General features: G+C 69.6%; 20 protein-coding genes. 19 read left to right on the forward strand and 1 reads right to left on the reverse strand.

The window, feature by feature from the left end:
- Positions 1-5: 5 nt before the first annotated feature.
- From JEQ17_RS38255 to nusB, 13 genes are all read left to right on the forward strand, one after another.
- The gene (locus JEQ17_RS38255; protein WP_200399512.1) at positions 6-356 is read left to right on the forward strand and encodes a DUF6167 family protein; all 351 of its coding nucleotides are present in this window, start codon (positions 6-8) and stop codon (positions 354-356) included.
- On the forward strand, positions 356-3028 hold the full coding sequence (gene alaS / locus JEQ17_RS38260; protein WP_200399513.1) for an alanine--tRNA ligase: 2673 nt from the start codon (positions 356-358) through the stop codon (positions 3026-3028). Before JEQ17_RS38255 ends, alaS begins: the two co-directional genes overlap by 1 nt.
- 17 nt (positions 3029-3045) lie before the next feature.
- Positions 3046-3510 carry a Holliday junction resolvase RuvX gene (gene ruvX / locus JEQ17_RS38265; RefSeq protein ID WP_200401936.1) on the forward strand — a complete coding sequence of 155 codons (465 nt, stop codon included), beginning with the start codon at positions 3046-3048 and terminating at the stop codon, positions 3508-3510.
- 121 nt (positions 3511-3631) lie between these two features.
- The gene (gene mltG / locus JEQ17_RS38270; protein WP_200399514.1) at positions 3632-5479 is read left to right on the forward strand and encodes an endolytic transglycosylase MltG; all 1848 of its coding nucleotides are present in this window, start codon (positions 3632-3634) and stop codon (positions 5477-5479) included.
- Positions 5457-6308: a shikimate dehydrogenase gene (locus JEQ17_RS38275; RefSeq protein WP_200399515.1), complete on the forward strand. Its 852-nt coding sequence runs from the start codon at positions 5457-5459 to the stop codon at positions 6306-6308. The genes mltG and JEQ17_RS38275 overlap by 23 nt, the downstream gene beginning before the upstream one ends.
- 69 nt (positions 6309-6377) lie before the next feature.
- A complete protein-coding gene (locus tag JEQ17_RS38280) occupies positions 6378-6647 on the forward strand; it encodes a hypothetical protein (protein ID WP_200399516.1) in 270 nt (89 codons plus the stop codon).
- 169 nt (positions 6648-6816) lie between these two features.
- On the forward strand, positions 6817-8001 hold the full coding sequence (gene aroC / locus JEQ17_RS38285; protein WP_055618429.1) for a chorismate synthase: 1185 nt from the start codon (positions 6817-6819) through the stop codon (positions 7999-8001).
- Positions 8002-8030: 29 nt separating this feature from the next.
- Entirely contained in the window at positions 8031-8513 is a 483-nt protein-coding gene (locus JEQ17_RS38290; protein ID WP_200401937.1) for a shikimate kinase, read from the forward strand.
- Positions 8510-9601, forward strand: a complete 1092-nt coding sequence (gene aroB / locus JEQ17_RS38295; protein WP_200399517.1) for a 3-dehydroquinate synthase — start codon at positions 8510-8512, stop codon at positions 9599-9601. Before JEQ17_RS38290 ends, aroB begins: the two co-directional genes overlap by 4 nt.
- Positions 9602-9784: 183 nt before the next feature.
- Positions 9785-10687, forward strand: a complete 903-nt coding sequence (locus JEQ17_RS38300; RefSeq protein WP_200399518.1) for a Pro-rich N-terminal domain-containing protein — start codon at positions 9785-9787, stop codon at positions 10685-10687.
- A gap of 194 nt (positions 10688-10881) precedes the next feature.
- Positions 10882-11988 carry an aminopeptidase P family protein gene (locus tag JEQ17_RS38305; RefSeq protein WP_200399519.1) on the forward strand — a complete coding sequence of 369 codons (1107 nt, stop codon included), beginning with the start codon at positions 10882-10884 and terminating at the stop codon, positions 11986-11988.
- A 58-nt stretch (positions 11989-12046) separates the two neighbouring features.
- Entirely contained in the window at positions 12047-12613 is a 567-nt protein-coding gene (gene efp / locus JEQ17_RS38310; RefSeq protein ID WP_055613844.1) for an elongation factor P, read from the forward strand.
- A 2-nt stretch (positions 12614-12615) separates the two neighbouring features.
- On the forward strand, positions 12616-13050 hold the full coding sequence (gene nusB, locus JEQ17_RS38315; protein ID WP_200399520.1) for a transcription antitermination factor NusB: 435 nt from the start codon (positions 12616-12618) through the stop codon (positions 13048-13050).
- 266 nt (positions 13051-13316) lie between these two features.
- Here the strand turns inward: nusB and bldD are convergent, their stop codons facing one another.
- Positions 13317-13817, reverse strand: a complete 501-nt coding sequence (bldD, locus tag JEQ17_RS38320) for a transcriptional regulator BldD (RefSeq protein WP_027751102.1) — start codon at positions 13815-13817, stop codon at positions 13317-13319.
- A gap of 243 nt (positions 13818-14060) precedes the next feature.
- Here bldD and pyrR point away from each other — a divergent pair, with 243 nt between their 5' ends.
- From pyrR to carB, 6 genes are all read left to right on the forward strand, one after another.
- Complete coding sequence (pyrR, locus tag JEQ17_RS38325) at positions 14061-14651, forward strand: bifunctional pyr operon transcriptional regulator/uracil phosphoribosyltransferase PyrR (RefSeq protein ID WP_200399521.1); 591 nt, start codon at positions 14061-14063, stop codon at positions 14649-14651.
- A gap of 137 nt (positions 14652-14788) precedes the next feature.
- Entirely contained in the window at positions 14789-15766 is a 978-nt protein-coding gene (locus tag JEQ17_RS38330; RefSeq protein ID WP_200399522.1) for an aspartate carbamoyltransferase catalytic subunit, read from the forward strand.
- Positions 15767-15771: 5 nt separating this feature from the next.
- Positions 15772-17058 (forward strand): dihydroorotase, encoded by a 1287-nt coding sequence (locus tag JEQ17_RS38335; RefSeq protein ID WP_200399523.1) that lies wholly within the window; start codon positions 15772-15774, stop codon positions 17056-17058.
- Positions 17055-17657, forward strand: a complete 603-nt coding sequence (locus JEQ17_RS38340) for a PH-like domain-containing protein (RefSeq protein ID WP_234048519.1) — start codon at positions 17055-17057, stop codon at positions 17655-17657. Before JEQ17_RS38335 ends, JEQ17_RS38340 begins: the two co-directional genes overlap by 4 nt.
- Entirely contained in the window at positions 17654-18826 is a 1173-nt protein-coding gene (carA, locus tag JEQ17_RS38345; RefSeq protein WP_200399524.1) for a glutamine-hydrolyzing carbamoyl-phosphate synthase small subunit, read from the forward strand. The genes JEQ17_RS38340 and carA overlap by 4 nt, the downstream gene beginning before the upstream one ends.
- Positions 18819-22127, forward strand: coding sequence for a carbamoyl-phosphate synthase large subunit (gene carB, locus JEQ17_RS38350; RefSeq protein ID WP_200399525.1), 3309 nt, complete (start codon positions 18819-18821; stop codon positions 22125-22127). The genes carA and carB overlap by 8 nt, the downstream gene beginning before the upstream one ends.
- Positions 22128-22200 lie beyond the last annotated feature (73 nt).

The following is a 22200-nucleotide window of genomic DNA, read 5'->3' on the forward strand; positions in this document are numbered from 1 at the left end:
CAGCGATGTTCCGCCGTACGTTCTGGTTCACCGCGGGCGCAGCCGCCGGTGTGTGGGCCACCACCAAGGTCAACCGCAAGCTCAGGCAGCTGACGCCCGAGAGCCTCGCGGCCCAGGCCGCCGACAAGGCGCTCGCAGCGGGCCACCGCATCAAGGACTTCGCACTCGACGTCCGCGACGGAATGGTCCAGCGGGAGGCCGAACTCGGCGAGGTGCTCGGGCTGAACGCCGATCCCGAACTGCCCTCCCCGCGGCGCGTCGCCGCCATCGAGAACAGCAACGACCCGAAGTACAGCAAGAACCCGACGTATGTCGAGAGGTCGACGTACTCGTACAACCGGAATGAGGACCACTGATGGAGTCGGCCGAGATTCGTCGCCGCTGGTTGAGCTTCTTCGAGGAGCGCGGTCACACCGTCGTCCCTTCGGCGTCGCTCATCGCGGACGACCCGACTCTGCTCCTGGTCCCGGCCGGCATGGTGCCCTTCAAGCCCTACTTCCTGGGTGAGGTCAAGCCGCCCTACGCCCGCGCCACCAGCGTCCAGAAGTGCGTCCGTACGCCGGACATCGAAGAGGTCGGCAAGACCACCCGGCACGGCACGTTCTTCCAGATGTGCGGCAACTTCTCCTTCGGCGACTACTTCAAGGAAGGCGCCATCAAGTACGCCTGGGAGCTGCTCACCAGCCCCCAGGACAAGGGCGGTTACGGCCTGGAGCCGGAGAAGCTCTGGATCACCGTGTACCTGGAGGACGACGAGGCCGAGCGCATCTGGCACGAGGTCGTCGGCGTGCCCAAGGAGCGCATCCAGCGCCTCGGCAAGAAGGACAACTACTGGTCCATGGGCGTCCCGGGCCCCTGCGGCCCGTGTTCCGAGATCAACTACGACCGCGGCCCCGAGTTCGGCGTCGAGGGCGGCCCGGCCGTCAACGACGAGCGGTACGTGGAGATCTGGAACCTCGTCTTCATGCAGTACGAGCGCGGCGAGGGCACCTCGAAGGAGGACTTCGAGATCCTCGGCGACCTGCCGAGCCAGAACATCGACACCGGCCTCGGCCTGGAACGCCTCGCCATGATTCTGCAGGACGTGCAGAACCTGTACGAGATCGACACCTCCATGGCCGTCATCAAGAAGGCCACCGACCTGACCGGTGTCGAGTACGGCAGCGGCAAGGACTCCGACGTCTCCCTGCGCGTGGTCACCGACCACATGCGCACGTCCGTGATGCTCATCGGCGACGGTGTCACCCCGGGCAACGAGGGCCGCGGCTATGTGCTGCGCCGCATCATGCGCCGCGCCATCCGCAACATGCGTCTGCTGGGCGCCACGGGTCCGGTGGTCAAGGACCTCGTCGACACCGTCATCGAGATGATGGGCCAGCAGTACCCGGAACTCGTCTCCGACCGCGAGCGCATCGAGAAGGTCGCCGTCGCCGAGGAGAACGCCTTCGTCAAGACGCTGAAGGCCGGCACGAACATCCTCGACACCGCCGTCACCGAGACCAAGGCCGCCGGCGGCCAGGTCCTCGCCGGCGACAAGGCCTTCCTGCTCCACGACACCTGGGGCTTCCCGATCGACCTCACCCTGGAGATGGCCGCCGAACAGGGCCTCTCCGTGGACGAGGACGGATTCCGGCGCCTGATGAAGGAGCAGCGGGAGCGCGCCAAGGCCGACGCCAAGTCCAAGAAGACCGGCCACGCCGACATGGGCGCCTACCGCGAGATCGCGGACGCCGCCGGCGAGACCGACTTCATCGGCTACTCGGACACCGAGGGCGAGTCCACGGTCGTCGGCATCCTGGTCGACGGTGTCTCCTCGCCGGCCGCCACCGAGGGCGACGAGGTCGAGATCGTCCTCGACCGCACCCCGTTCTACGCCGAGGGCGGCGGCCAGATCGGCGACACCGGCCGCATCAAGGTCGACACCGGTGCCGTCGTGGAGATCCGTGACTGTCAAAAGCCGGTCCCGGGGGTGTACGTCCACAAGGGCGTCGTCCAGGTCGGCGAGGTGACCGTCGGCGCCAAGGCCCAGGCCGTCATCGACGTGCGCCGCCGCACGGCCATCGCCCGTGCCCACTCGGCCACGCACCTCACGCACCAGGCCCTGCGCGACGCCCTCGGCCCGACGGCCGCCCAGGCCGGTTCCGAGAACCAGCCCGGCCGCTTCCGCTTCGACTTCGGCTCCCCGGCCGCCGTGCCCACGGCCGTGATGACGGACGTCGAGCAGAAGATCAACGAGGTGCTCGCCCGTGACCTGGACGTCCACGCCGAGATCCTGAGCATCGACGAGGCCAAGAAGCAGGGCGCCATCGCCGAGTTCGGCGAGAAGTACGGCGAGCGTGTCCGCGTCGTCACCATCGGCGACTTCTCCAAGGAGCTGTGCGGCGGCACGCATGTGCACAACACCGCCCAGCTGGGCCTGGTGAAGCTGCTCGGCGAGTCGTCGATCGGTTCCGGTGTACGCCGTATCGAGGCCCTGGTGGGTGTCGACGCCTACAACTTCCTCGCCCGTGAGCACACGGTCGTCGCCCAGCTCCAGGAGCTGATCAAGGGACGTCCGGAGGAGCTCCCGGAGAAGGTCTCCGCCATGCTCGGCAAGCTGAAGGACGCCGAGAAGGAGATCGAGAAGTTCCGCGCCGAGAAGGTGCTGCAGGCCGCCGCCGGTCTCGCCGGTTCCGCCAAGGACGTACGCGGTATCGCCCTGGTCACCGGTCAGGTGCCGGACGGCACGGGTGCCGACGACCTGCGCAAGCTGGTCCTCGACGTCCGCGGCCGTATCCAGGGCGGACGGGCCGCCGTGGTGGCCCTGTTCACCACGGTCAACGGCAAGCCGCTGACGGTCATCGCCACCAACGAGGCCGCCCGCGAGCGCGGCCTCAAGGCCGGTGACCTGGTGCGTACGGCCGCCAAGACCCTCGGTGGCGGCGGTGGCGGCAAGCCGGACGTCGCCCAGGGCGGCGGCCAGAACCCGGCCGCCATCGGTGACGCCGTCGACGCCGTCGAACGCCTCGTGGCCGAGTCGGCCAAGTGAGCGAGGGCGAGCGGGTCATGCGCCGCGGCCGCCGTCTCGCCATCGACGTCGGGGACGCCCGGATCGGGGTCGCCTCGTGCGACCCCGACGGGATCCTCGCCACTCCGGTGGAGACCGTGCCGGGACGCGATGTCCCCGCCGCCCACCGGCGCCTGAAGCAGTTGGTCGAGGAGTACGAGCCGATCGAGGTCGTCGTCGGACTCCCTCGCTCCCTCAAAGGGGGCGAGGGCCCGGCCGCCGTCAAGGTCCGCGCCTTCGCACAGGAGCTCGCCCGGGGGATCGCACCCGTTCCGGTGCGGCTCCTGGACGAGAGGATGACCACAGTGACGGCCAGTCAGGGACTGCGCGCCTCGGGCGTGAAGTCCAAGAAGGGCAGATCGGTCATTGACCAGGCAGCGGCCGTGATCATCCTCCAGCAGGCACTGGAGTCCGAACGGGCGTCAGGTACATCTCCGGGCGAGGGCGTCGAAGTGGTCATCTGATCGCGGTACGGTAACGTTCCGCGCGATGCGTTGGTGTTCGAATAACCTCCGCACAGGAGAGAGGCGGACGGGAGCCGAGCCACAGCCACCGCGACCGCCGCCTCGCGGCTCTAGGGGATCGATGACTGAGTATGGCCGGGGCCCAGGCTCCGAACCGTGGCATCCGGAGGACCCGTTGTACGGGGACGGCGGATGGGGAGGACAGGAGGCCAACGCGGCCCAGTCCCCCTACGGCGGCCAGCCGCAGCAGCATCCGCAGGAGCCGCAGCAGCAGTACGGCGACTGGGGAGCCGCCCAGCAGGCCGGCTACGACCAGGGCCAGCAGCAGTACTACCCCCAGGGTCACCAGCAGCAGTACGTCCAGGATCAGCAGTACGGCGGTCAGGCTCCGCAGCAGTACAACGGCCAGGGCGGGCAGGGGTACCACGACCAGGGTGGTCAGCAGTACAACAACGGTCAGCAGTACGGCGACGGCCAGCAGTACAACGGTCAGCAGTACAACAACGGCCAGCAGTACAACGGTGGCTGGGACAACACGGGCCAGCAGCACCCGCAACAGCATCAGCAGAACCAGCAGCAGCCGCAGGTCCCGTACGGCGTCGATCCGAACGATCCCTACGGCGGCCAGGCCGCCGCGTACGGCGGTCAGCAGTCCGACTACTACGGGACCCCCGACGCGTATCCGCCGCCGGAGCCGCCGAGCCGCCGCGGAGTCGAGCCGGAGCCGCCGCAGACCGACTGGGACCCGGGTCCCGACCAGGGCGAGCACGCGTTCTTCGCGGGTGGCAATGACGACGACGATGACGACGACCTCGATGAGGACGCCAAAGGCCGTCGGCGCGGCAAGGCCGGAAAAGGCGACAAGGGGAACAAGAACAAAGGCGAGAAGAAGAGCCGGGGCGGCTGTGCCTGTCTGGTCGTGGCGCTCGCCCTCACCGGAGTGGTCGGCGGTGGCGGCTATTTCGGCTACCAGTTCTACCAGGATCGTTTCGGCTCGGCGCCGGACTACGCGGGCGACGGTACGAGCGACCAGGTGACCGTCGTGATTCCCAAGGGCGCCTTCGGATCGGTGATCGGCCAGAAGCTGAAGGCGGCGGGCGTCGTCAAGAGTGTGGACGCCTTCGTGTCGGCCCAGGGGAAGAATCCGGACGGCGACAAGATTCAGGCGGGCTCCTATCTGCTCAAGAAGGAGATGTCCGCAGAAAGCGCTGTCGCGCTGATGCTCGACCCCAAGAGCCAGAACAACCTGGTCGTCAGGGAAGGCCAGCGGAACGTCACGGTCTACGAGGCGATCGACAAACAGCTGGGGCTTTCCAAGGGCACCACCGCGGATGTCGCCGAGAAGAAGTACAAGAGCCTCGGACTTCCGGACTGGGCGAACAACGACAGCGACATCAAGGACCCGCTGGAAGGATTCCTCTATCCGGCGACCTACCCCGCAGCCAAGGGAATGAAGCCCGAGGCGGTCCTCAAGGAAATGGTGTCGCAGGCCAAGCGGGAGTACGCCAAGTACGACCTGGAGAAGAAGGCCAAGGAACTCAACCTGAACGACCCGTTGCAGGTCGTCACGGTTGCGAGCCTCGTCCAGGCCGAGGGAATCACGCACGACGACTTCAAGAAGATGGCCGCCGTCGTCTACAACCGGCTGAAGTCGACGAACGACGTCACCAACCAGAAGCTTGAATTCGACTCGACCTACAACTACCTCAAGGGTCAGAGCAAGATCGACATTGCGACGAGCGAGATCCGCAATTACGACGACCCGTACAACACGTACTTCTACAAGGGTCTTCCGCCCGGGCCGATCGGAAATCCGGGTGCCGACGCGATGAAGGCGTCGGTGAGTCCGGACGGCGGTGCGTGGATGTTCTTCATCTCCATCGACGGGAAGAAGACGGACTTCACGAAGACCTTGAGCGAGCACGAGAAACTGGTTAAGGAATTCAATGCACGGCGCAACAAGGACTGACGGAGACCGGAAGCGTCGAGCCGCCGTACTCGGTTCCCCGATCGCCCATTCCCTTTCCCCGGTGCTGCACCGGGCCGCATACCAGGAACTGGGCCTCGACGACTGGTCGTACGACCGTTTCGAGGTCGACGAGGCGGCGCTGCCGGAATTCGTCGGGAAACTCGGTCCCGAATGGGCCGGGCTGTCGCTGACGATGCCGCTGAAGCGGGCGGTCATTCCACTGCTCGACGAGATCAGTGAGACCGCCTCCGCCGTCGAGGCCGTGAACACGGTGGTGTTCACCGAGGACGGGCGGCGCCTCGGCGACAACACCGACGTCCCCGGGATGGTCGCCGCCCTGCGAGAGCGGGGGATCGAGCAGGTGGACTCCGCGGCGATCCTCGGCGCGGGCGCCACCGCCTCCTCCGCGCTGGCAGCCCTCTCCAGGATCTGTACGGGCGAGGTCGTCGCATACGTCCGCAGCGAGGCGCGCGCCGCCGAGATGCGGCAGTGGGGCGAGCGGCTCGACGTAGAGGTGCGTACGGAGGATTGGGCGGACGCGGAGCATGCCCTGCGCGCGCCGCTCGTCATCGCCACCACCCCCGCGGGTACCACCGATGTCCTCTCCTCCACGGTCCCCGAGCGGCCCGCCACGCTCTTCGACGTGCTGTACGACCCGTGGCCCACCGAGCTCGCGGCGCGCTGGTCAGCCTATGGAGGAGCCGTCGTCAGCGGCCTCGACCTGCTGGTGCACCAGGCGGTGCTCCAGGTCGAGCAGATGACCGGGCGTGTGCCGGCCCCGCTGGACGCCATGCGCACAGCGGGCGAGAAGGCGCTCGCGAGCAGGTAGGACCGGCCTATACGATTCGGCCTTCGGTTCCGCAGGGGGCGGAACTCGGGGGAGCCGGGGGGCTGATCCATGCGTGTGACGCTGGCGTCGTGGAAGTCGGAGATCTTCGATGTAGTGCTGCGCTTTCTGCCGGACTGGGTGCAGCTGGCCGTGCTCTGTCTCGTGGTGGCCGTCGTACTCGCGACCTGGGCCTACAAGCTGAAGCACAAGCTCGCCCACCGGCGGGCGGTGCGCGCGGGACAGCCCGTCCACGCGGCGGCGCAGTACGGGCAGGGCCGCGGCGCCGACTACCTCGGTGCCTACGCACCCCAGGCCCGCCAGGACGACGCCACGACCTGACCACCTCGCCGTCCGCCTGATGGACCTGCGGCGGGGCGGGCGGCGCGGACGTGGGAGGATCGTTACCGGCGGGCCAGGGCCGCGCACCCGGTCACGCCGTCGCCGTACGCGAGGACGCGCGTACGCAAAGGCAGCACGCAGTACCAGGGCGCGAGCATGAGGAGCACCGTTGAGCAGGTTGCGCTGGCTGACCGCGGGGGAGTCCCACGGTCCCGCACTTGTCGCGACGCTGGAGGGACTTCCCGCCGGCGTGCCGATCACCACGGAGATGGTGGCCGACCACCTGGCCAGGCGGCGCCTCGGGTATGGACGCGGCGCGCGCATGAAGTTCGAGCGCGACGAGATCACCTTCCTGGGCGGCGTACGGCACGGTCTCACGCTGGGCTCCCCGGTCGCGATCATGGTGGGCAACACCGAGTGGCCCAAGTGGGAGCAGGTGATGGCGGCCGACCCCGTCGACCCGCAGATCCTCGCCGAACTGGCCCGCAACGCCCCGCTGACCCGGCCCCGGCCCGGTCACGCCGACCTCGCCGGTATGCAGAAGTACGGCTTCGACGAGGCCCGGCCCATCCTGGAGCGGGCCTCGGCGCGCGAGACCGCTGCCCGGGTGGCACTGGGCGCGGTGGCGCGTTCGTACCTGAAGGAGACGGCTGGCATCGAGGTCGTCTCGCACGTCGTCGAGCTGGCCGCCGCGAAGGCGCCGTACGGCGTCTACCCGACCCCCGCCGATGTGGAGCGGCTCGACGCCGACCCGGTGCGCTGCCTCGACGCGGACGCGTCGAAGGCGATGGTCGCGGAGATCGACCAGGCCCACAAGGACGGCGACACGCTCGGTGGCGTGGTCGAGGTCCTCGCGTACGACGTGCCGGTGGGCCTCGGCTCGCACGTGCACTGGGACCGTCGGCTCGACGCCCGGCTCGCGGCCGCGCTCATGGGCATCCAGGCCATCAAGGGCGTCGAGGTCGGCGACGGCTTCGACCTCGCGCGGGTGCCTGGCTCCAAGGCCCACGACGAGATCGTGCGGACCGACGAGGGCATCAAGCGGACCTCGGGGCGCTCCGGCGGCACCGAGGGCGGTCTGACGACCGGCGAACTCCTGCGCGTACGGGCCGCCATGAAGCCCATCGCGACCGTGCCGCGCGCGCTGGCCACCATCGACGTGGCCACCGGCGAGGCGACCAAGGCGCACCACCAGCGCTCGGACGTGTGCGCGGTCCCCGCCGCGGGCATCGTCGCCGAGGCCATGGTGGCGCTGGTCCTCGCGGACGCGGTGGCGGAGAAGTTCGGTGGTGACTCCGTGCCCGAGACCCGGCGCAACGTCGAGTCGTACCTCCAGAACCTGGTCGTGCGGTGAGCGCTCCGCGCGTGATCCTGGTCGGCCCCATGGGGGTCGGCAAGTCCACGGTGGGCGAGCTGGTCGCCGAGCGGCTCGGCTGCGCCTACCGGGACACCGACGGCGACATCGTGGCCGAGCAGGGCCGCACCATCGCGGACATCTTCGTCGACGAGGGCGAGCCCGCCTTCCGCGCGATCGAGAAGCAGGCGGTGCACCGCGCCCTGGCCGGGTACGACGGCGTGCTGGCACTCGGCGGCGGCGCGATCCTCGACGCGGACACCAGGGCGCTGCTGGCCGGACAGCCCGTCGTGTACCTGTCGATGGACGTCGAGGAGGCGGTCAAGCGCACAGGTCTGAACACGGCAAGGCCGCTGCTCGCCGTCAACCCGCGCCGGCAGTGGCGCGAGCTGATGGACGCCCGCCGCCACCTCTACACCGAGGTCGCGACCGCCGTGGTGGCCACCGACGGCCGCACCCCCGAAGAGGTCGCCCAGGCGGTCCTCGACGCACTGGAGTTGAAGGAAGCATGAGCGAGGCAGTGACGCGGATCCACGTCGGCGGCACGGCGGGCAGCGAGCCGTACGAGGTCCTGGTCGGACGCCAACTGCTCGGTGAACTGGGCACGTTGGTCGGGGAGCGGGCCAAGCGGGTCGCGGTGATCCACCCCGAGGCGCTCGCCGAGACCGGCGAGGCGCTGCGGGCCGACCTGGCCGGGCAGGGCTTCGAGGCCGTCGCCATCCAGGTGCCCAACGCGGAGGAGGCCAAGACCGCCGAGGTCGCCGCGTACTGCTGGAAGGCGCTCGGACAGTCCGGCTTCACCCGCACCGACGTGATCGTCGGCGTGGGCGGCGGGGCGACCACCGACCTCGCCGGGTTCGTGGCGGCGACCTGGCTGCGCGGAGTGCGCTGGATCGCCATCCCGACCACCGTGCTGGGCATGGTGGACGCGGCGGTCGGCGGAAAGACCGGCATCAACACCGCCGAGGGCAAGAACCTCGTCGGCGCCTTCCACCCGCCCGCCGGTGTGCTGTGCGACCTGGCCGCCCTCGAATCGCTGCCGGTCAACGACTTCGTGTCCGGACTCGCCGAGATCATCAAGGCCGGCTTCATCGCCGACCCGGCGATCCTCGAACTCATCGAGGCCGACCCGCAGGGCGCCCGCACCCCCGCGGGACCGCACACCGCCGAGCTCATCGAGCGCTCCATCAAGGTCAAGGCCGAGGTCGTCTCGTCCGATCTGAAGGAGTCCGGGCTGCGCGAGATCCTCAACTACGGGCACACCCTCGCCCACGCCATCGAGAAGAACGAGCGCTACGAGTGGCGGCACGGCGCGGCGGTCGCGGTGGGCATGCACTTCGCGGCCGAACTGGGCCGACTCGCGGGGCGCCTCGACGACGCGACCGCGGACCGGCACCGCACGATCCTTGAGTCGGTCGGGCTGCCGCTGAGCTACCGCTACGACCAGTGGCCCAAGCTCCTGGAGACCATGAAGGTCGACAAGAAGTCCCGCGGCAACCTCCTCCGCTTCATCGTCCTCGACGGACTGGGCAAGCCCACCGTCCTGGAGGGCCCCGACCCGGCGGTGCTCCTCGCCGCCTACGGCGAAGTGGGCGAATAGCCCCCTCCAGCGAAACTTGGTCTGATTTGCCTTGTGCGGAGGGGCACTTCGGACCGTTCCCCGCCGTTCACCAAACGGCGGCCGAGGACGGTACCGTTCGGTAGGGAGCGGGGCGGGTGCCCCGCTCCCAGCGCCAATTGCCTGCGGCGAGTCGGCCAAAGACACGAGACGGAGTGGCACCGGATGCAGCACGCAGTGGGGTCTCCGCTGCCGCCGCCCCACCAGCCGGGGCACGGACCGGCCGCCGGCTGGTCGCCGGCCGCACAACACCCGGGACCGCACCACCCGGGCGCCCACCCGGGTTCCGCGCCTGCGCCCCAGGGGCCCGCGGGCCCGCCCCCCGGCTTCGCCGGAGCGCCGACCGGGCCCACCGCCCCCCATCCGCCCGGCCACGCGCCCGCCCCGCATCACGCGGTCCCGCACCACGCCCCTCCGACACCGGACACCACGGGCCACGTACAGCTGCCGCCGGGCGGTCCCGTTCCGATGCCGAGCGCGCCGCCGACCGCAGGCACGCCCGATCCGACGTCCACCACCCTCGCCGTCCTGCTCATCGGACCCGCGGGCGCCGGCAAGACCAGCGTCGCCAAGTACTGGGCGGACCACCGCAGGGTGCCCACCGCGCACATCAGCCTGGACGACGTACGTGAATGGGTGCGCTCGGGCTTCGCGGACCCGCAGTCGGGGTGGAACGACCACTCGGAGGCGCAGTATCGTCTCGCCCGCCGCACCTGCGGCTTCGCGGCCCGCAACTTCCTGGCCAACAACATCTCCTGCATCCTCGACGACGCGGTCTTCCCCGACCGTCCCGTCGTCGGCCTCGGCGGCTGGAAGCGGCACGTCGGTCCCGGCCTGCTGCCGGTCGTCCTCCTTCCGGGCCTGGAGATAGTCCTGGAGCGCAACGCCGAGCGCTCCGGAAACCGCCGCCTCACCGACGAGGAGGTCGCCCGCATCCACGGCCGCATGGCGGGCTGGTACGGCTCGGGCCTCCCGATCATCGACAACTCCCAACTCGACGTCCCCCAGACGGCCCGAGTCCTGGACGACGTACTGGCAAGATCAATCGCAAGCCCCCCGCAGTGGTAGTGGTAGGGGACTGGTAGGGAACTTCGAAGAGGGGCCGAGCCCCTCCCACCCAAGGGGCGCGGGGAACTGCGCGACCAGCCCCCACTCACCCGCACCCGGCACACAACCTCCGGTCGCACCCCCGCCCTCCGTCCGGACCCCCACTCGGCCTCCCTCAACCGGCGCCAACCCCGCGGAGCTCATACGCTCGGGTCATGTCAGAGGCGTACGCGGCCCGCCGCGACCGGCTGAGAGAGCGCTGCACGGCAAGCGGCAGCGCCACCGCGCTGATCTCCCGCCCCGCCAACGTCCGCTACCTCGCGGGCGTGGCCCCCCACGGCGCCGTTCTCCTGCTGGGGAAGACCGAGGACCTGCTCGTGTACGGCGGTCCGCCCGAAAGCCCGCTCGACGAGGGCAGGCCGGACGAGGCCCTCCGGGTGCACACGCTGCCGAGTCCCGGAGGCGACCCCGCCGTCGCCGCCGCTGACCTCGCCGCGGCCCAGGGCGCCGACTCCCTCGCCGTCGAGGAGCACCACCTGACCGTGACCCGGCACCGGGCGATCGGCTCGGTGGCGCCCCGGCTGCGCCTGGGAGACCTCGGCGCGGCCGTCGAGCAGCTGCGTGTGATCAAGGACGAGGAGGAGATCTCCTGCCTGCGGATCGGCTCGGAGATCGCCGACCAGGCGCTGAGCGAGCTCCTGGAGTCCATCCTCGTAGGCCGCACCGAACGCCATCTCGCCCTGGAACTCGAACGCCGTCTGGTCGACCACGGCGCCGACGGCCCGGCCTTCACGACCTCGGTCGGCACGGGCCCGAACTCCGGGCGCCGCGGCCACCGGCCCTCCGACCGCCGGGTCGAGGAAGGAGATTTTCTCTCCGTCTGCCTCGGCGCGACCTACCGCGGCTACCGCTGCGAGATCGGCCGCACCTTCGTCATCGGGACCTCGCCCGCCGACTGGCAGATCGAGCTGTACGACCTCGTCTTCGCATCCCAGCGGGCCGGCCGCGAGGCTCTGGTGCCCGGCGCCGCCTACCGTGACGTGGACCGTGCGGCCCGCCAGGTTCTCGACTCCGCGGGCTATGCGGACGGCCTTCCTCCGCTGACCGGACACGGTGTGGGGCTCGAAATCGACGAGGACCCGCAGCTGGCCCCCGCGGCCATGGGTAAACTGGACGCTTGCGTGCCGGTCACCGTCGAACCGGGGGTCCACATCCCGGGCCGGGGCGGTGTCCGGATCGATGACACGCTCGTCGTGCGCCCCGAGGCGGACGGCGGACCCGAGCTACTCACCATCACGACCAAGGAGCTGCTCGCGCTCTAGCTTCCCGCTGTGCGCGTGTTCCGGGGTCGTCCACGTCAGTCCAGGAGATTCCGCAACCGTGGCTTCCACGAACGACCTCAAGAACGGCCTGGTGCTCAAGCTCGAAGGCGGCCAGCTCTGGTCCGTCGTCGAGTTCCAGCACGTCAAGCCCGGCAAGGGCCCGGCCTTCGTGCGCACCAAGCTGAAGAACGTGCTTTCCGGCAAGGTCGTCGACAAGACGTTCAACGCCGGCGTCAAGGTCGAGACGGCCACTGTCGACAAGCGTGACATGCAGTTCTCCTACATGGACGGCGAGTACTTCGTCTTCATGGACATGGAGACCTACGACCAGCTGATGGTCGACCGCAAGGCCGTCGGCGACGCCGCCAACTTCCTGATCGAGGGCTTCACCGCCACCGTCGCCCAGCACGAGGGCGAGGTGCTCTTCGTCGAGCTGCCGGCCGCCGTCGAGCTGGTCATCCAGGAGACCGAGCCCGGCGTCCAGGGCGACCGTTCCACCGGCGGCACCAAGCCCGCCACCCTGGAGACCGGTTACCAGATCCAGGTCCCGCTCTTCATCACCACCGGTGAGAAGATCAAGGTCGACACCCGTTCCAGCGACTACCTCGGCCGGGTGAACAGCTAACCGTGGCTGCCCGCAACACGGCCCGCAAGCGCGCCTTCCAGATCCTCTTCGAGGCTGACCAGCGCGGCGTGGACGTCCAGACGGTCCTGGGTGACTGGATCCGGCACTCCCGGACCGACACCCGGCAGCCGCCGGTGAGCGAGTACACCATGCAGCTCGTCGAGGGCTACGCGAAGTACGCGAAGCGCATCGACGAGCTGATCTCGCAGTACGCGGTGAGCTGGACGCTCGACAGGATGCCGGTCGTCGACCGGAACATCCTGCGTCTTGGCGCCTATGAGCTGATCTGGGTCGACGAGACCCCGGATGCCGTGGTGCTCGACGAGGCCGTGCAGCTCGCCCAGGAGTTCTCCACGGATGAGTCGCCCGCCTTTGTGAACGGTCTGCTCGGCCGGTTCAAGGAGCTCAAGTCGTCGCTTCGGCGCGACGACGCCTGAGCCTTGGCCTCAGCGCGCCGTACGGTGCGATGTGACGTGCGGGTCGTGGGGCTGGTCGCGCAGTTCCCCGCGCCCCTTCGGGGCGCTCCCGTACGGAACGAGGCTTGACGAAAGAACGCCGGAGGGCCCCAGCATCGCGCTGGGGCCCTCCGGCGTTCCCGTACCTCCAAGACGTCCTCTGCGGCCCGCAGAAAGCCGCCGGGGTGGCCGGAACCGTTTGGTTCCGGCCACCCCGGCGGCACGTTTCTTCTTAGTGCTGGTGCGGGTCAGGCGTCCTCGTGGGAGACCGCGCGGCGCGCGTCGGCGTCCAGGACGCCCCAGCTGATCAGCTGCTCGGTGAGGACCGAGGGGGACTGGTCGTAGATGACGGCGAGCGTGCGCAGGTCGTCCTGGCGGATCGACAGCACCTTGCCGTTGTAGTCGCCGCGCTGGGACTGGATCGTCGCCGCGTAGCGCTGCAGGGGGCCTGCCTTCTCGGCCGGCACGTGGGCCAGCCGCTCAAGGTCCAGGACCAGCTTCGGCGGCGGCTCGGCGGCGCCGCCCGGAGTGGTGCCGGGCAGCAGCTCCTGCACCGGCACGCCGTAGAAGTCCGCCAGCTCGGCGAGACGCTGCACGGTCACGGCGCGGTCGCCGCGCTCATAGGAACCGACCACGACCGCCTTCCAGCGGCCCTGGGACTTCTCCTCGACGCCGTGGAGGGAAAGGCCCTGCTGGGTGCGGATGGCGCGGAGCTTGGCCCCGAGCTGTTTGGCGTATTCGCTGGACATATAGCTCCCCGGCACTGTGTCGACGTGCGGCTCGGCCGCGCGGCTGGTGACTCACTGTGAGGTTACGCAGCGTGACTCTGCCTCGTCAAGCCGAATGGTCCGGACCGACCCTTCCGTGGAGGCCCGGTACGGCTGGTGCCAAGGGGGTGATCAGGGGCGTTGCCGGGCTGGTACCGTGGATGGCGCAATTCCGACGTCCTTTAATGATCCGTCCCGTGAGGCGGAGAAGGAGGTCCGTTTCGTATGGACTCAGAGCAGGACAAGCAGCAGTACGAGGCCGACGCACGGCCCGTTCTGGAAGCCCCCGACATCGCGCGGGTGCTGACCCGCATCGCCCACGAGATCGTCGAACGCGCCAAGGGCGCCGACGACGTGGTGCTTCTCGGCATTCCGACCAGGGGCGTCTTCCTCGCCCAGCGGCTGGCCGCCAAGCTGGAGGAGATCACCGACCGCAAGATCCCGGTCGGCTCCCTCGACATCACCATGTACCGAGACGACCTGCGCATGCATCCGCCGCGCGCGCTGGCCCGTACCGACATTCCCGGTGACGGCATCGACGGCCGTCTGGTCGTCCTCGTCGACGACGTGCTCTTCTCGGGCCGCACCATCCGGGCCGCCCTCGACGCGCTGAACGACATAGGGCGTCCCCGCGCGGTACAGCTCGCGGTCCTCGTCGACAGAGGTCACCGCGAACTCCCGATCCGCGCCGACTACGTCGGCAAGAACCTCCCCACGTCGTTGCGGGAGACGGTCAAGGTCCAGCTCGCCGAGGAGGACGGTCGCGACACCGTGCTGCTCGGTGTGAAGCGGACCGCCCGGCCCGGCGAGCAGTAGCGGCACACCGCCGTACGTCCGCTCGTACGACCCCGAGTGCGCTTTCGCGCGCCCGCGTCCGCCCGGCCGTGCCCTTTCGAGGGGACACCTCCCGGGCCCCCGCTTCCCGACCTGAACTGCCTTACGGAGCCTGAAAGATGCAGCGTCATCTCATCTCGGCCGCCGACCTCACCCGCGACGACGCCGTCCTGATCCTCGACACCGCCGAGGAGATGGCCCGGGTCGCCGACCGGCCGATCAAGAAACTGCCGACCCTGCGCGGCCGCACCGTCGTCAACCTCTTCTTCGAGGACTCCACCCGGACGAGGATCTCGTTCGAGGCCGCGGAGAAGCGTCTCTCCGCGGACGTCATCAACTTCACCGCCAAGGGATCCAGCGTCTCCAAGGGCGAGTCCCTGAAGGACACCGCGCAGACCCTCGAAGCCATGGGCGTCGACGCCGTCGTCATCCGGCACGGCGCCTCCGGGGCCCCGTACCGGCTCGCCACCTCCGGCTGGATCGACGCCGCCGTCATCAACGCGGGCGACGGCACCCACCAGCACCCCACCCAGGCCCTGCTCGACGCCTTCACCATGCGGCGCCGGCTGGTCGGCCGGGACGCGGGCCTCGGCCAGGACCTGGCGGGCAGGCGCATCACGCTCGTCGGCGACATCCTGCACAGCCGGGTCGCCCGCTCGAACGTCGACCTGCTGCACACCCTCGGCGCGGAGGTCACCCTCGTGGCTCCGCCGACCCTGGTGCCCGTCGGCGTCGAGTCCTGGCCCTGCGAGGTCTCGTACGACCTGGACAGCACGCTCTCCAAGTCCGATGCCGTGATGCTGCTGCGTGTGCAGCGCGAGCGGATGAACGCGGCGTTCTTCCCGACCGAGCGCGAGTACTCACGGCGCTACGGGCTCGACGGGGACCGGATGGCGAAGATGCCCGAGCACGCCATCGTGATGCACCCCGGGCCGATGGTCCGCGGCATGGAGATCACCGCCGAGGTCGCAGACTCCGAGCGCTGCACCGCCATCGAGCAGGTCACCAACGGTGTCTCGATCCGGATGGCCGTGCTCTACCTGCTTCTGGGCGGCAACGAGCCCGCCGTCACCCACACCCGTACCGAGGAGAAGTAAGTCACATGAGCAAGATCCTTATCCGTGGTGCGAAGGTGCTCGGCGGCGAGCCGCAGGACGTCCTGATCGACGGTTCCGAGATCGCGGCCGTGGGCAGCGGCCTGTCGGCCGAGGGCGCCGAGGTCGTCGAGGCCGACGGCAAGGTGCTCCTGCCGGGGCTCGTGGACCTGCACACCCATCTGCGCGAGCCGGGCCGAGAGGACTCCGAGACCGTCCTGACCGGTACGCGCGCGGCGGCCAGCGGCGGCTACACCGCCGTGTTCGCCATGGCCAACACCTTCCCGGTCGCCGACACCGCCGGTGTCGTCGAGCAGGTCTACCGGCTGGGCCAGGAGCACGGCTACTGCGACGTGCAGCCCATCGGCGCCGTCACCGTCGGCCTGGAGGGCAAGAAGCTCGCCGAGCTGGGCGCGATGCACGAGTCCGCCGCCGGCGTCACGGTTTTCTCCGACGACGGCAAGTGCGTCGACGACGCCGTGATCATGCGGCGCGCTCTCGAATACGTGAAGGCCTTCGGCGGGGTCGTCGCCCAGCACGCGCAGGAGCCCCGGCTCACCGAGGGCGCCCAGATGAACGAGGGCGTCGTCTCCGCCGAGCTGGGCCTGGGCGGCTGGCCCGCGGTGGCCGAGGAATCGATCATCGCCCGGGACGTCCTGCTCGCCGAGCACGTCGGATCGCGCGTGCACATCTGCCACCTGTCGACCGCGGGATCGGTGGAGATCGTGCGCTGGGCGAAGTCCCGCGGCATCGACGTCACCGCCGAGGTCACCCCGCACCACCTCCTCCTCACCGACGAGCTGGTGCGCTCGTACAACCCCGTCTACAAGGTCAACCCGCCCCTGCGCACCGAGCGCGACGTGATGGCCCTGCGCGAGGCGCTCGCCGACGGCACGATCGACATCGTCGCCACCGACCACGCCCCGCACCCGCACGAGGACAAGGACTGCGAGTGGGCCGCGGCCGCCATGGGCATGGTGGGCCTGGAGACCGCGCTGTCCGTCGTCCAGCAGACGATGGTCGAGACCGGGCTGCTGGACTGGGCAGGCGTCGCCGACCGCATGTCGTTCAGGCCCGCCGGCATCGGCCGGGCGCAGGGCCACGGCCGTCCCGTCTCGGCAGGCGAGCCCGCCAACCTCACCCTTGTCGACACGGCATACCGTGGAGCCGTGGACCCCGCGGGCTTCGCTTCGCGCAGCCGCAACACTCCGTACGAGGGTCGTGAGCTGCCGGGCCGTGTCACGCACACGTGGCTGCGGGGCAGGGCCACGCTCGTCGACGGGAAGCTCGCGTGACATCACTCACCCCCATTGCAGCGCAGATCACGGCGGACATCGCCGCGGAACAGAAGTCCGCGGAGGTGACCGACTGGGCCGCCCGCATCGGCTGGCTCGTCGGCCTCGTCCTGTTCATCGCGCTCGTCTACTGGCTGATGCGCGAGGGCTGGAAGTGGCGCGGCGCACTCCAGGGCGACCTTCCGGAGCTGCCCACCGCGCCGGAAGAGCCCGGCGAGGCCAGACTGACGATGAGCGGCCGCTACCACGGCTCCACCACTGCCGGGCAGTGGCTCGACCGCATCGTGGCGCACGGACTGGGCACCCGCAGCCGGGCCGAGGTCACGCTGACGGACGAGGGTCTCGATGTCGTACGCCCCGGAGCCGCCGACTTCTTCGTGCCCGTCGCGCAACTGCGTGAGGCCCGGCTCGACAAGGGCATCGCGGGCAAGGTCCTCACCGAGGGCGGGCTCCTCGTCATCACCTGGGAGCACGGCGACCGGCTGATCGACTCCGGCTTCCGCTCCGACCACGCGGCCGAACACAACGAGTGGGTCGACACCCTGAACCACATGATCAACACGAGCGACAAGAGCGACAAGACGGAAGGCGCACGATGACGACCTCCATCCAGGGAACCGCCTCACAGAGGCGAAAGGCGGCTCCCGCCGTACTCGTCCTGGAGGACGGCCGGACCTTCCGCGGCCGCGCCTACGGGGCCGTGGGGGTGACCTTCGGCGAAGCGGTGTTCTCCACCGGCATGACCGGCTACCAGGAGACCCTCACCGACCCGTCGTACCACCGCCAGGTCGTCGTGATGACCGCCCCGCACGTCGGCAACACCGGCGTGAACGACGACGACCCCGAGTCGAAGCGCATCTGGGTCGCCGGTTACGTCGTACGGGACCCCGCGCGCGTGCCCTCCAACTGGCGCTCCCGGCGCTCGCTGGACGAGGAGCTCGTCCGGCAGGGCGTCGTGGGCATCAGCGGGATCGACACCCGTGCGCTCACCCGCCATCTGCGCGAGCGCGGCGCCATGCGCGTCGGCATCTTCTCCGGCAACGCGCTGCCCGACGAGGGCACCATGCTCGCCGAGGTGCGCCAGGCCCCCGAGATGAAGGGCGCCAGCCTCTACGAGGAAGTGGCCACCAAGGAGACGTACGTCGTCCCCGCGATCGGCGAGAAGAAGTACACCGTCGCCGCCGTGGACCTCGGTATCAAGGGCATGACCCCGCACCGCATGGCCGAGCGCGGCATCGAGGTGCACGTGCTGCCCGCGACGGCGAGCGTCGAGGACATCTACGCGGTCGAGCCGGACGGCGTGTTCTTCTCCAACGGTCCCGGCGACCCGGAGCAGGCCGAGCACCCCGTCTCCTTGATGCGTGCCGTCCTGGAGCGGAGGACCCCGCTCTTCGGCATCTGCTTCGGCAACCAGATCCTCGGCCGCGCCCTCGGCTTCGGCACGTACAAGCTGAAGTACGGCCACCGGGGCATCAACCAGCCGGTGCAGGACCGTACGACCGGCAAGGTCGAGGTCACCGCGCACAACCACGGGTTCGCCGTCGACGCGCCGCTCGACAAGGTCTCCGAGACCCCCTACGGACGTGCCGAGGTCTCGCACGTCTGTCTGAACGACCAGGTCGTCGAGGGGCTTCAGCTGCTCGACCAGCCGGCGTTCAGCGTCCAGTACCACCCTGAAGCGGCAGCCGGCCCGCACGACGCCGCCTACCTGTTCGACCGCTTCACGTCTTTGATGGACACAGTCCTGATGGAGGGCCAGCGTGCCTAAGCGCACCGACATCCAGTCCGTCCTGGTCATCGGCTCCGGCCCGATCGTCATCGGCCAGGCCGCCGAGTTCGACTACTCCGGCACCCAGGCCTGCCGCGTCCTCAAGGCCGAGGGCCTGCGGGTGATCCTCGTCAACTCCAACCCGGCGACGATCATGACCGACCCGGAGATCGCCGACGCGACGTACGTCGAGCCGATCACCCCGGAGTTCGTCGAGAAGATCATCGCCAAGGAGCGGCCGGACACCCTGCTGCCGACGCTCGGCGGCCAGACCGCCCTCAACACCGCGATCTCCATGCACGAGCAGGGTGTGCTGGAGAAGTACGGTGTCGAGCTGATCGGCGCCAACGTCGAGGCGATCAACAAGGGCGAGGACCGCGACCTCTTCAAGGACGTTGTCGAGGCCGTCCGCGAGAAGATCGGGCACGGCGAGTCCGCCCGCTCGGTCATCTGCCACTCGATGGACGACGTGATCCAGGGCGTCGAGACGCTCGGCGGCTACCCCGTCGTCGTCCGGCCCTCCTTCACCATGGGCGGCGCCGGCTCCGGCTTCGCGCACGACGAGGAGGAACTGCGCCGGATCGCGGGCCAGGGCCTCACGCTCTCGCCGACCACCGAGGTGCTCCTGGAGGAGTCCATCCTCGGCTGGAAGGAGTACGAGCTGGAGCTGATGCGCGACAAGAACGACAACGTCGTGGTCGTCTGCTCCATCGAGAACTTCGACCCGATGGGCGTCCACACCGGCGACTCGATCACCGTGGCGCCCGCGATGACGCTGACCGACCGCGAGTACCAGCGCCTGCGCGACATCGGCATCGCGATCATCCGTGAGGTCGGCGTCGACACCGGCGGCTGCAACATCCAGTTCGCGGTGAACCCGGACGACGGCCGCATCATCGTCATCGAGATGAACCCGCGGGTGTCGCGCTCCTCGGCCCTCGCGTCGAAGGCCACCGGCTTTCCGATCGCCAAGATCGCCGCCAAGCTGGCCGTCGGCTACACCCTCGACGAGATCCCGAACGACATCACGGAGAAGACCCCGGCGTCCTTCGAGCCCACGCTCGACTACGTGGTCGTCAAGGCCCCGCGGTTCGCCTTCGAGAAGTTCCCCTCCGCCGACTCCACGCTGACCACGACCATGAAGTCGGTCGGCGAGGCCATGGCGATCGGCCGCAACTTCACCGAGGCGCTGCAGAAGGCGCTGCGGTCGCTGGAGCGGAAGGGCTCGCAGTTCACGTTCGTCGGCGAGCCCGGTGACAAGGCCCTTCTTCTGGAAGAGGCCGTCCGGCCGACCGACGGGCGCATCAACTCCGTCATGCAGGCCATCCGCGCGGGCGCCACGCCCGAGGAGGTCTTCGACGCCACGAAGATCGACCCGTGGTTCGTGGACCAGCTGTTCCTGATCAAGGAGATCGCGGACGAGCTGGCCGCCGCCGACAAGCTGGACCCGGAGCTGCTCGCCGAGGCCAAGCGCCACGGCTTCTCCGACGTCCAGATCGGTGAGATCCGCGGCCTGCGCGAGGACGTGGTGCGCGAGGTGCGGCACGCGCTGGGCGTGCGCCCGGTCTACAAGACAGTCGACACCTGTGCCGCCGAGTTCGCGGCGAAGACGCCGTACTTCTACTCCTCGTACGACGAGGAGTCCGAGGTCGCCCCGCGCGAGAAGCCCGCGGTGATCATCCTCGGCTCCGGTCCGAACCGCATCGGCCAGGGCATCGAGTTCGACTACTCCTGCGTCCACGCCTCCTTCGCGCTGAGCGACGCGGGCTACGAGACGGTGATGGTCAACTGCAACCCGGAGACCGTCTCCACGGACTACGACACCTCCGACCGCCTGTACTTCGAGCCGCTCACGCTCGAGGACGTGCTGGAGATCGTCCACGCGGAGACCCTCGCCGGACCGATCGCGGGCGTGATCGTCCAGCTCGGCGGACAGACGCCGCTTGGCCTCTCGCAGGCGCTCAAGGACAACGGCGTGCCGGTCGTGGGCACTCCGCCCGAGGCCATCCACGCCGCCGAGGACCGCGGCGCCTTCGGCCAGGTCCTCGCCGAGGCCGGCCTCCCCGCGCCGAAGCACGGCACCGCCACCACCTTCGCCGGGGCCAAGGCCATCGCCGACGAGATCGGCTACCCCGTCCTCGTCCGGCCGTCGTACGTGCTCGGCGGGCGCGGCATGGAGATCGTGTACGACGAGACGCGGCTGGCCTCGTACATCGAGGAGTCCACCGAGATCAGCCCGTCCCGGCCGGTCCTGGTCGACCGCTTCCTGGACGACGCGATCGAGATCGACGTGGACGCGCTGTACGACGGCCACGAGCTGTACCTCGGCGGAGTCATGGAGCACATCGAGGAAGCCGGCATCCACTCCGGCGACTCGGCGTGCGCGCTGCCCCCGATCACACTGGGCGGCTTCGACATCAAGCGCCTGAGGGCCTCCACGGAGGCCATCGCTCGCGGAGTGGGCGTGCGCGGACTGATCAACATCCAGTTCGCGCTGGCGGGCGACATCCTGTACGTCCTCGAAGCCAACCCGCGTGCCTCGCGCACCGTTCCCTTCACCTCGAAGGCGACCGCGGTGCCGCTGGCGAAGGCCGCCGCCCGGATCTCGCTGGGCGCGACCGTCGCCGAACTGCGCGCCGAGGGGCTGCTGCCGGCCGTCGGTGACGGCGGTGAACTGCCGCTGGACGCCCCGATCTCCGTCAAGGAGGCCGTCATGCCGTGGTCGCGCTTCCGCGACATCCACGGCCGTGGCGTCGACACGATCCTCGGCCCGGAGATGCGCTCCACCGGCGAGGTCATGGGCATCGACTCGGTGTTCGGCACGGCGTACGCCAAGTCCCAGGCGGGCGCATACGGTCCGCTGCCGACCAAGGGCCGTGCCTTCATCTCGGTCGCCAACCGGGACAAGCGCTCGATGATCTTCCCGGCGCGTGAACTGGTCGCCCACGGCTTCGAGTTGCTCGCCACGTCCGGCACGGCCGAGGTGCTCAAGCGCAACGGCATCAACGCCACCGTGGTGCGCAAGCAGTCCGAGGGCGAGGGCCCGAACGGCGAGAAGACGATCGTCCAGCTCATCCACGAGGGCGAGGTCGACCTCATCGTCAACACGCCGTACGGCACCGGGGGTCGCCTCGACGGCTATGACATCCGTACGGCGGCGGTGGCCCGTTCGGTGCCCTGCCTGACGACCGTCCAGGCGCTTGCCGCGGCCGTCCAGGGCATCGACGCGCTCAACCGCGGTGACGTGGGCGTGCGTTCCCTCCAGGAACACGCCGAGCATCTGACCGCGGCTCGTAGCTAGGCGCTCCGCCTGCCGCAGGTGCTTCGTCCGCGGGTCCGCTGTGGCTGGTCGCGCAGTTCCCCGCGCCCCTTTG

It is taken from the genome of Streptomyces liliifuscus (assembly GCF_016598615.1).
GTDB classification, from domain to species: domain Bacteria; phylum Actinomycetota; class Actinomycetes; order Streptomycetales; family Streptomycetaceae; genus Streptomyces; species Streptomyces liliifuscus.

Coding starts and splice junctions, on each gene's coding strand:
- JEQ17_RS38255 (WP_200399512.1), top strand. CDS start 6: ATGTTCCGCCGTACGTTCTGGTTCACCGCGGGCGCAGCCGCCGGTGTG.
- alaS (WP_200399513.1), top strand. CDS start 356: ATGGAGTCGGCCGAGATTCGTCGCCGCTGGTTGAGCTTCTTCGAGGAG.
- ruvX (WP_200401936.1), top strand. CDS start 3,046: ATGCGCCGCGGCCGCCGTCTCGCCATCGACGTCGGGGACGCCCGGATC.
- mltG (WP_200399514.1), top strand. CDS start 3,632: ATGACTGAGTATGGCCGGGGCCCAGGCTCCGAACCGTGGCATCCGGAG.
- JEQ17_RS38275 (WP_200399515.1), top strand. CDS start 5,457: ATGCACGGCGCAACAAGGACTGACGGAGACCGGAAGCGTCGAGCCGCC.
- JEQ17_RS38280 (WP_200399516.1), top strand. CDS start 6,378: ATGCGTGTGACGCTGGCGTCGTGGAAGTCGGAGATCTTCGATGTAGTG.
- JEQ17_RS38290 (WP_200401937.1), top strand. CDS start 8,031: ATGGGGGTCGGCAAGTCCACGGTGGGCGAGCTGGTCGCCGAGCGGCTC.
- aroB (WP_200399517.1), top strand. CDS start 8,510: ATGAGCGAGGCAGTGACGCGGATCCACGTCGGCGGCACGGCGGGCAGC.
- JEQ17_RS38300 (WP_200399518.1), top strand. CDS start 9,785: ATGCAGCACGCAGTGGGGTCTCCGCTGCCGCCGCCCCACCAGCCGGGG.
- JEQ17_RS38305 (WP_200399519.1), top strand. CDS start 10,882: ATGTCAGAGGCGTACGCGGCCCGCCGCGACCGGCTGAGAGAGCGCTGC.
- bldD (WP_027751102.1), bottom strand. CDS start 13,817: ATGTCCAGCGAATACGCCAAACAGCTCGGGGCCAAGCTCCGCGCCATC.
- pyrR (WP_200399521.1), top strand. CDS start 14,061: ATGGACTCAGAGCAGGACAAGCAGCAGTACGAGGCCGACGCACGGCCC.
- JEQ17_RS38330 (WP_200399522.1), top strand. CDS start 14,789: ATGCAGCGTCATCTCATCTCGGCCGCCGACCTCACCCGCGACGACGCC.
- JEQ17_RS38335 (WP_200399523.1), top strand. CDS start 15,772: ATGAGCAAGATCCTTATCCGTGGTGCGAAGGTGCTCGGCGGCGAGCCG.
- carA (WP_200399524.1), top strand. CDS start 17,654: ATGACGACCTCCATCCAGGGAACCGCCTCACAGAGGCGAAAGGCGGCT.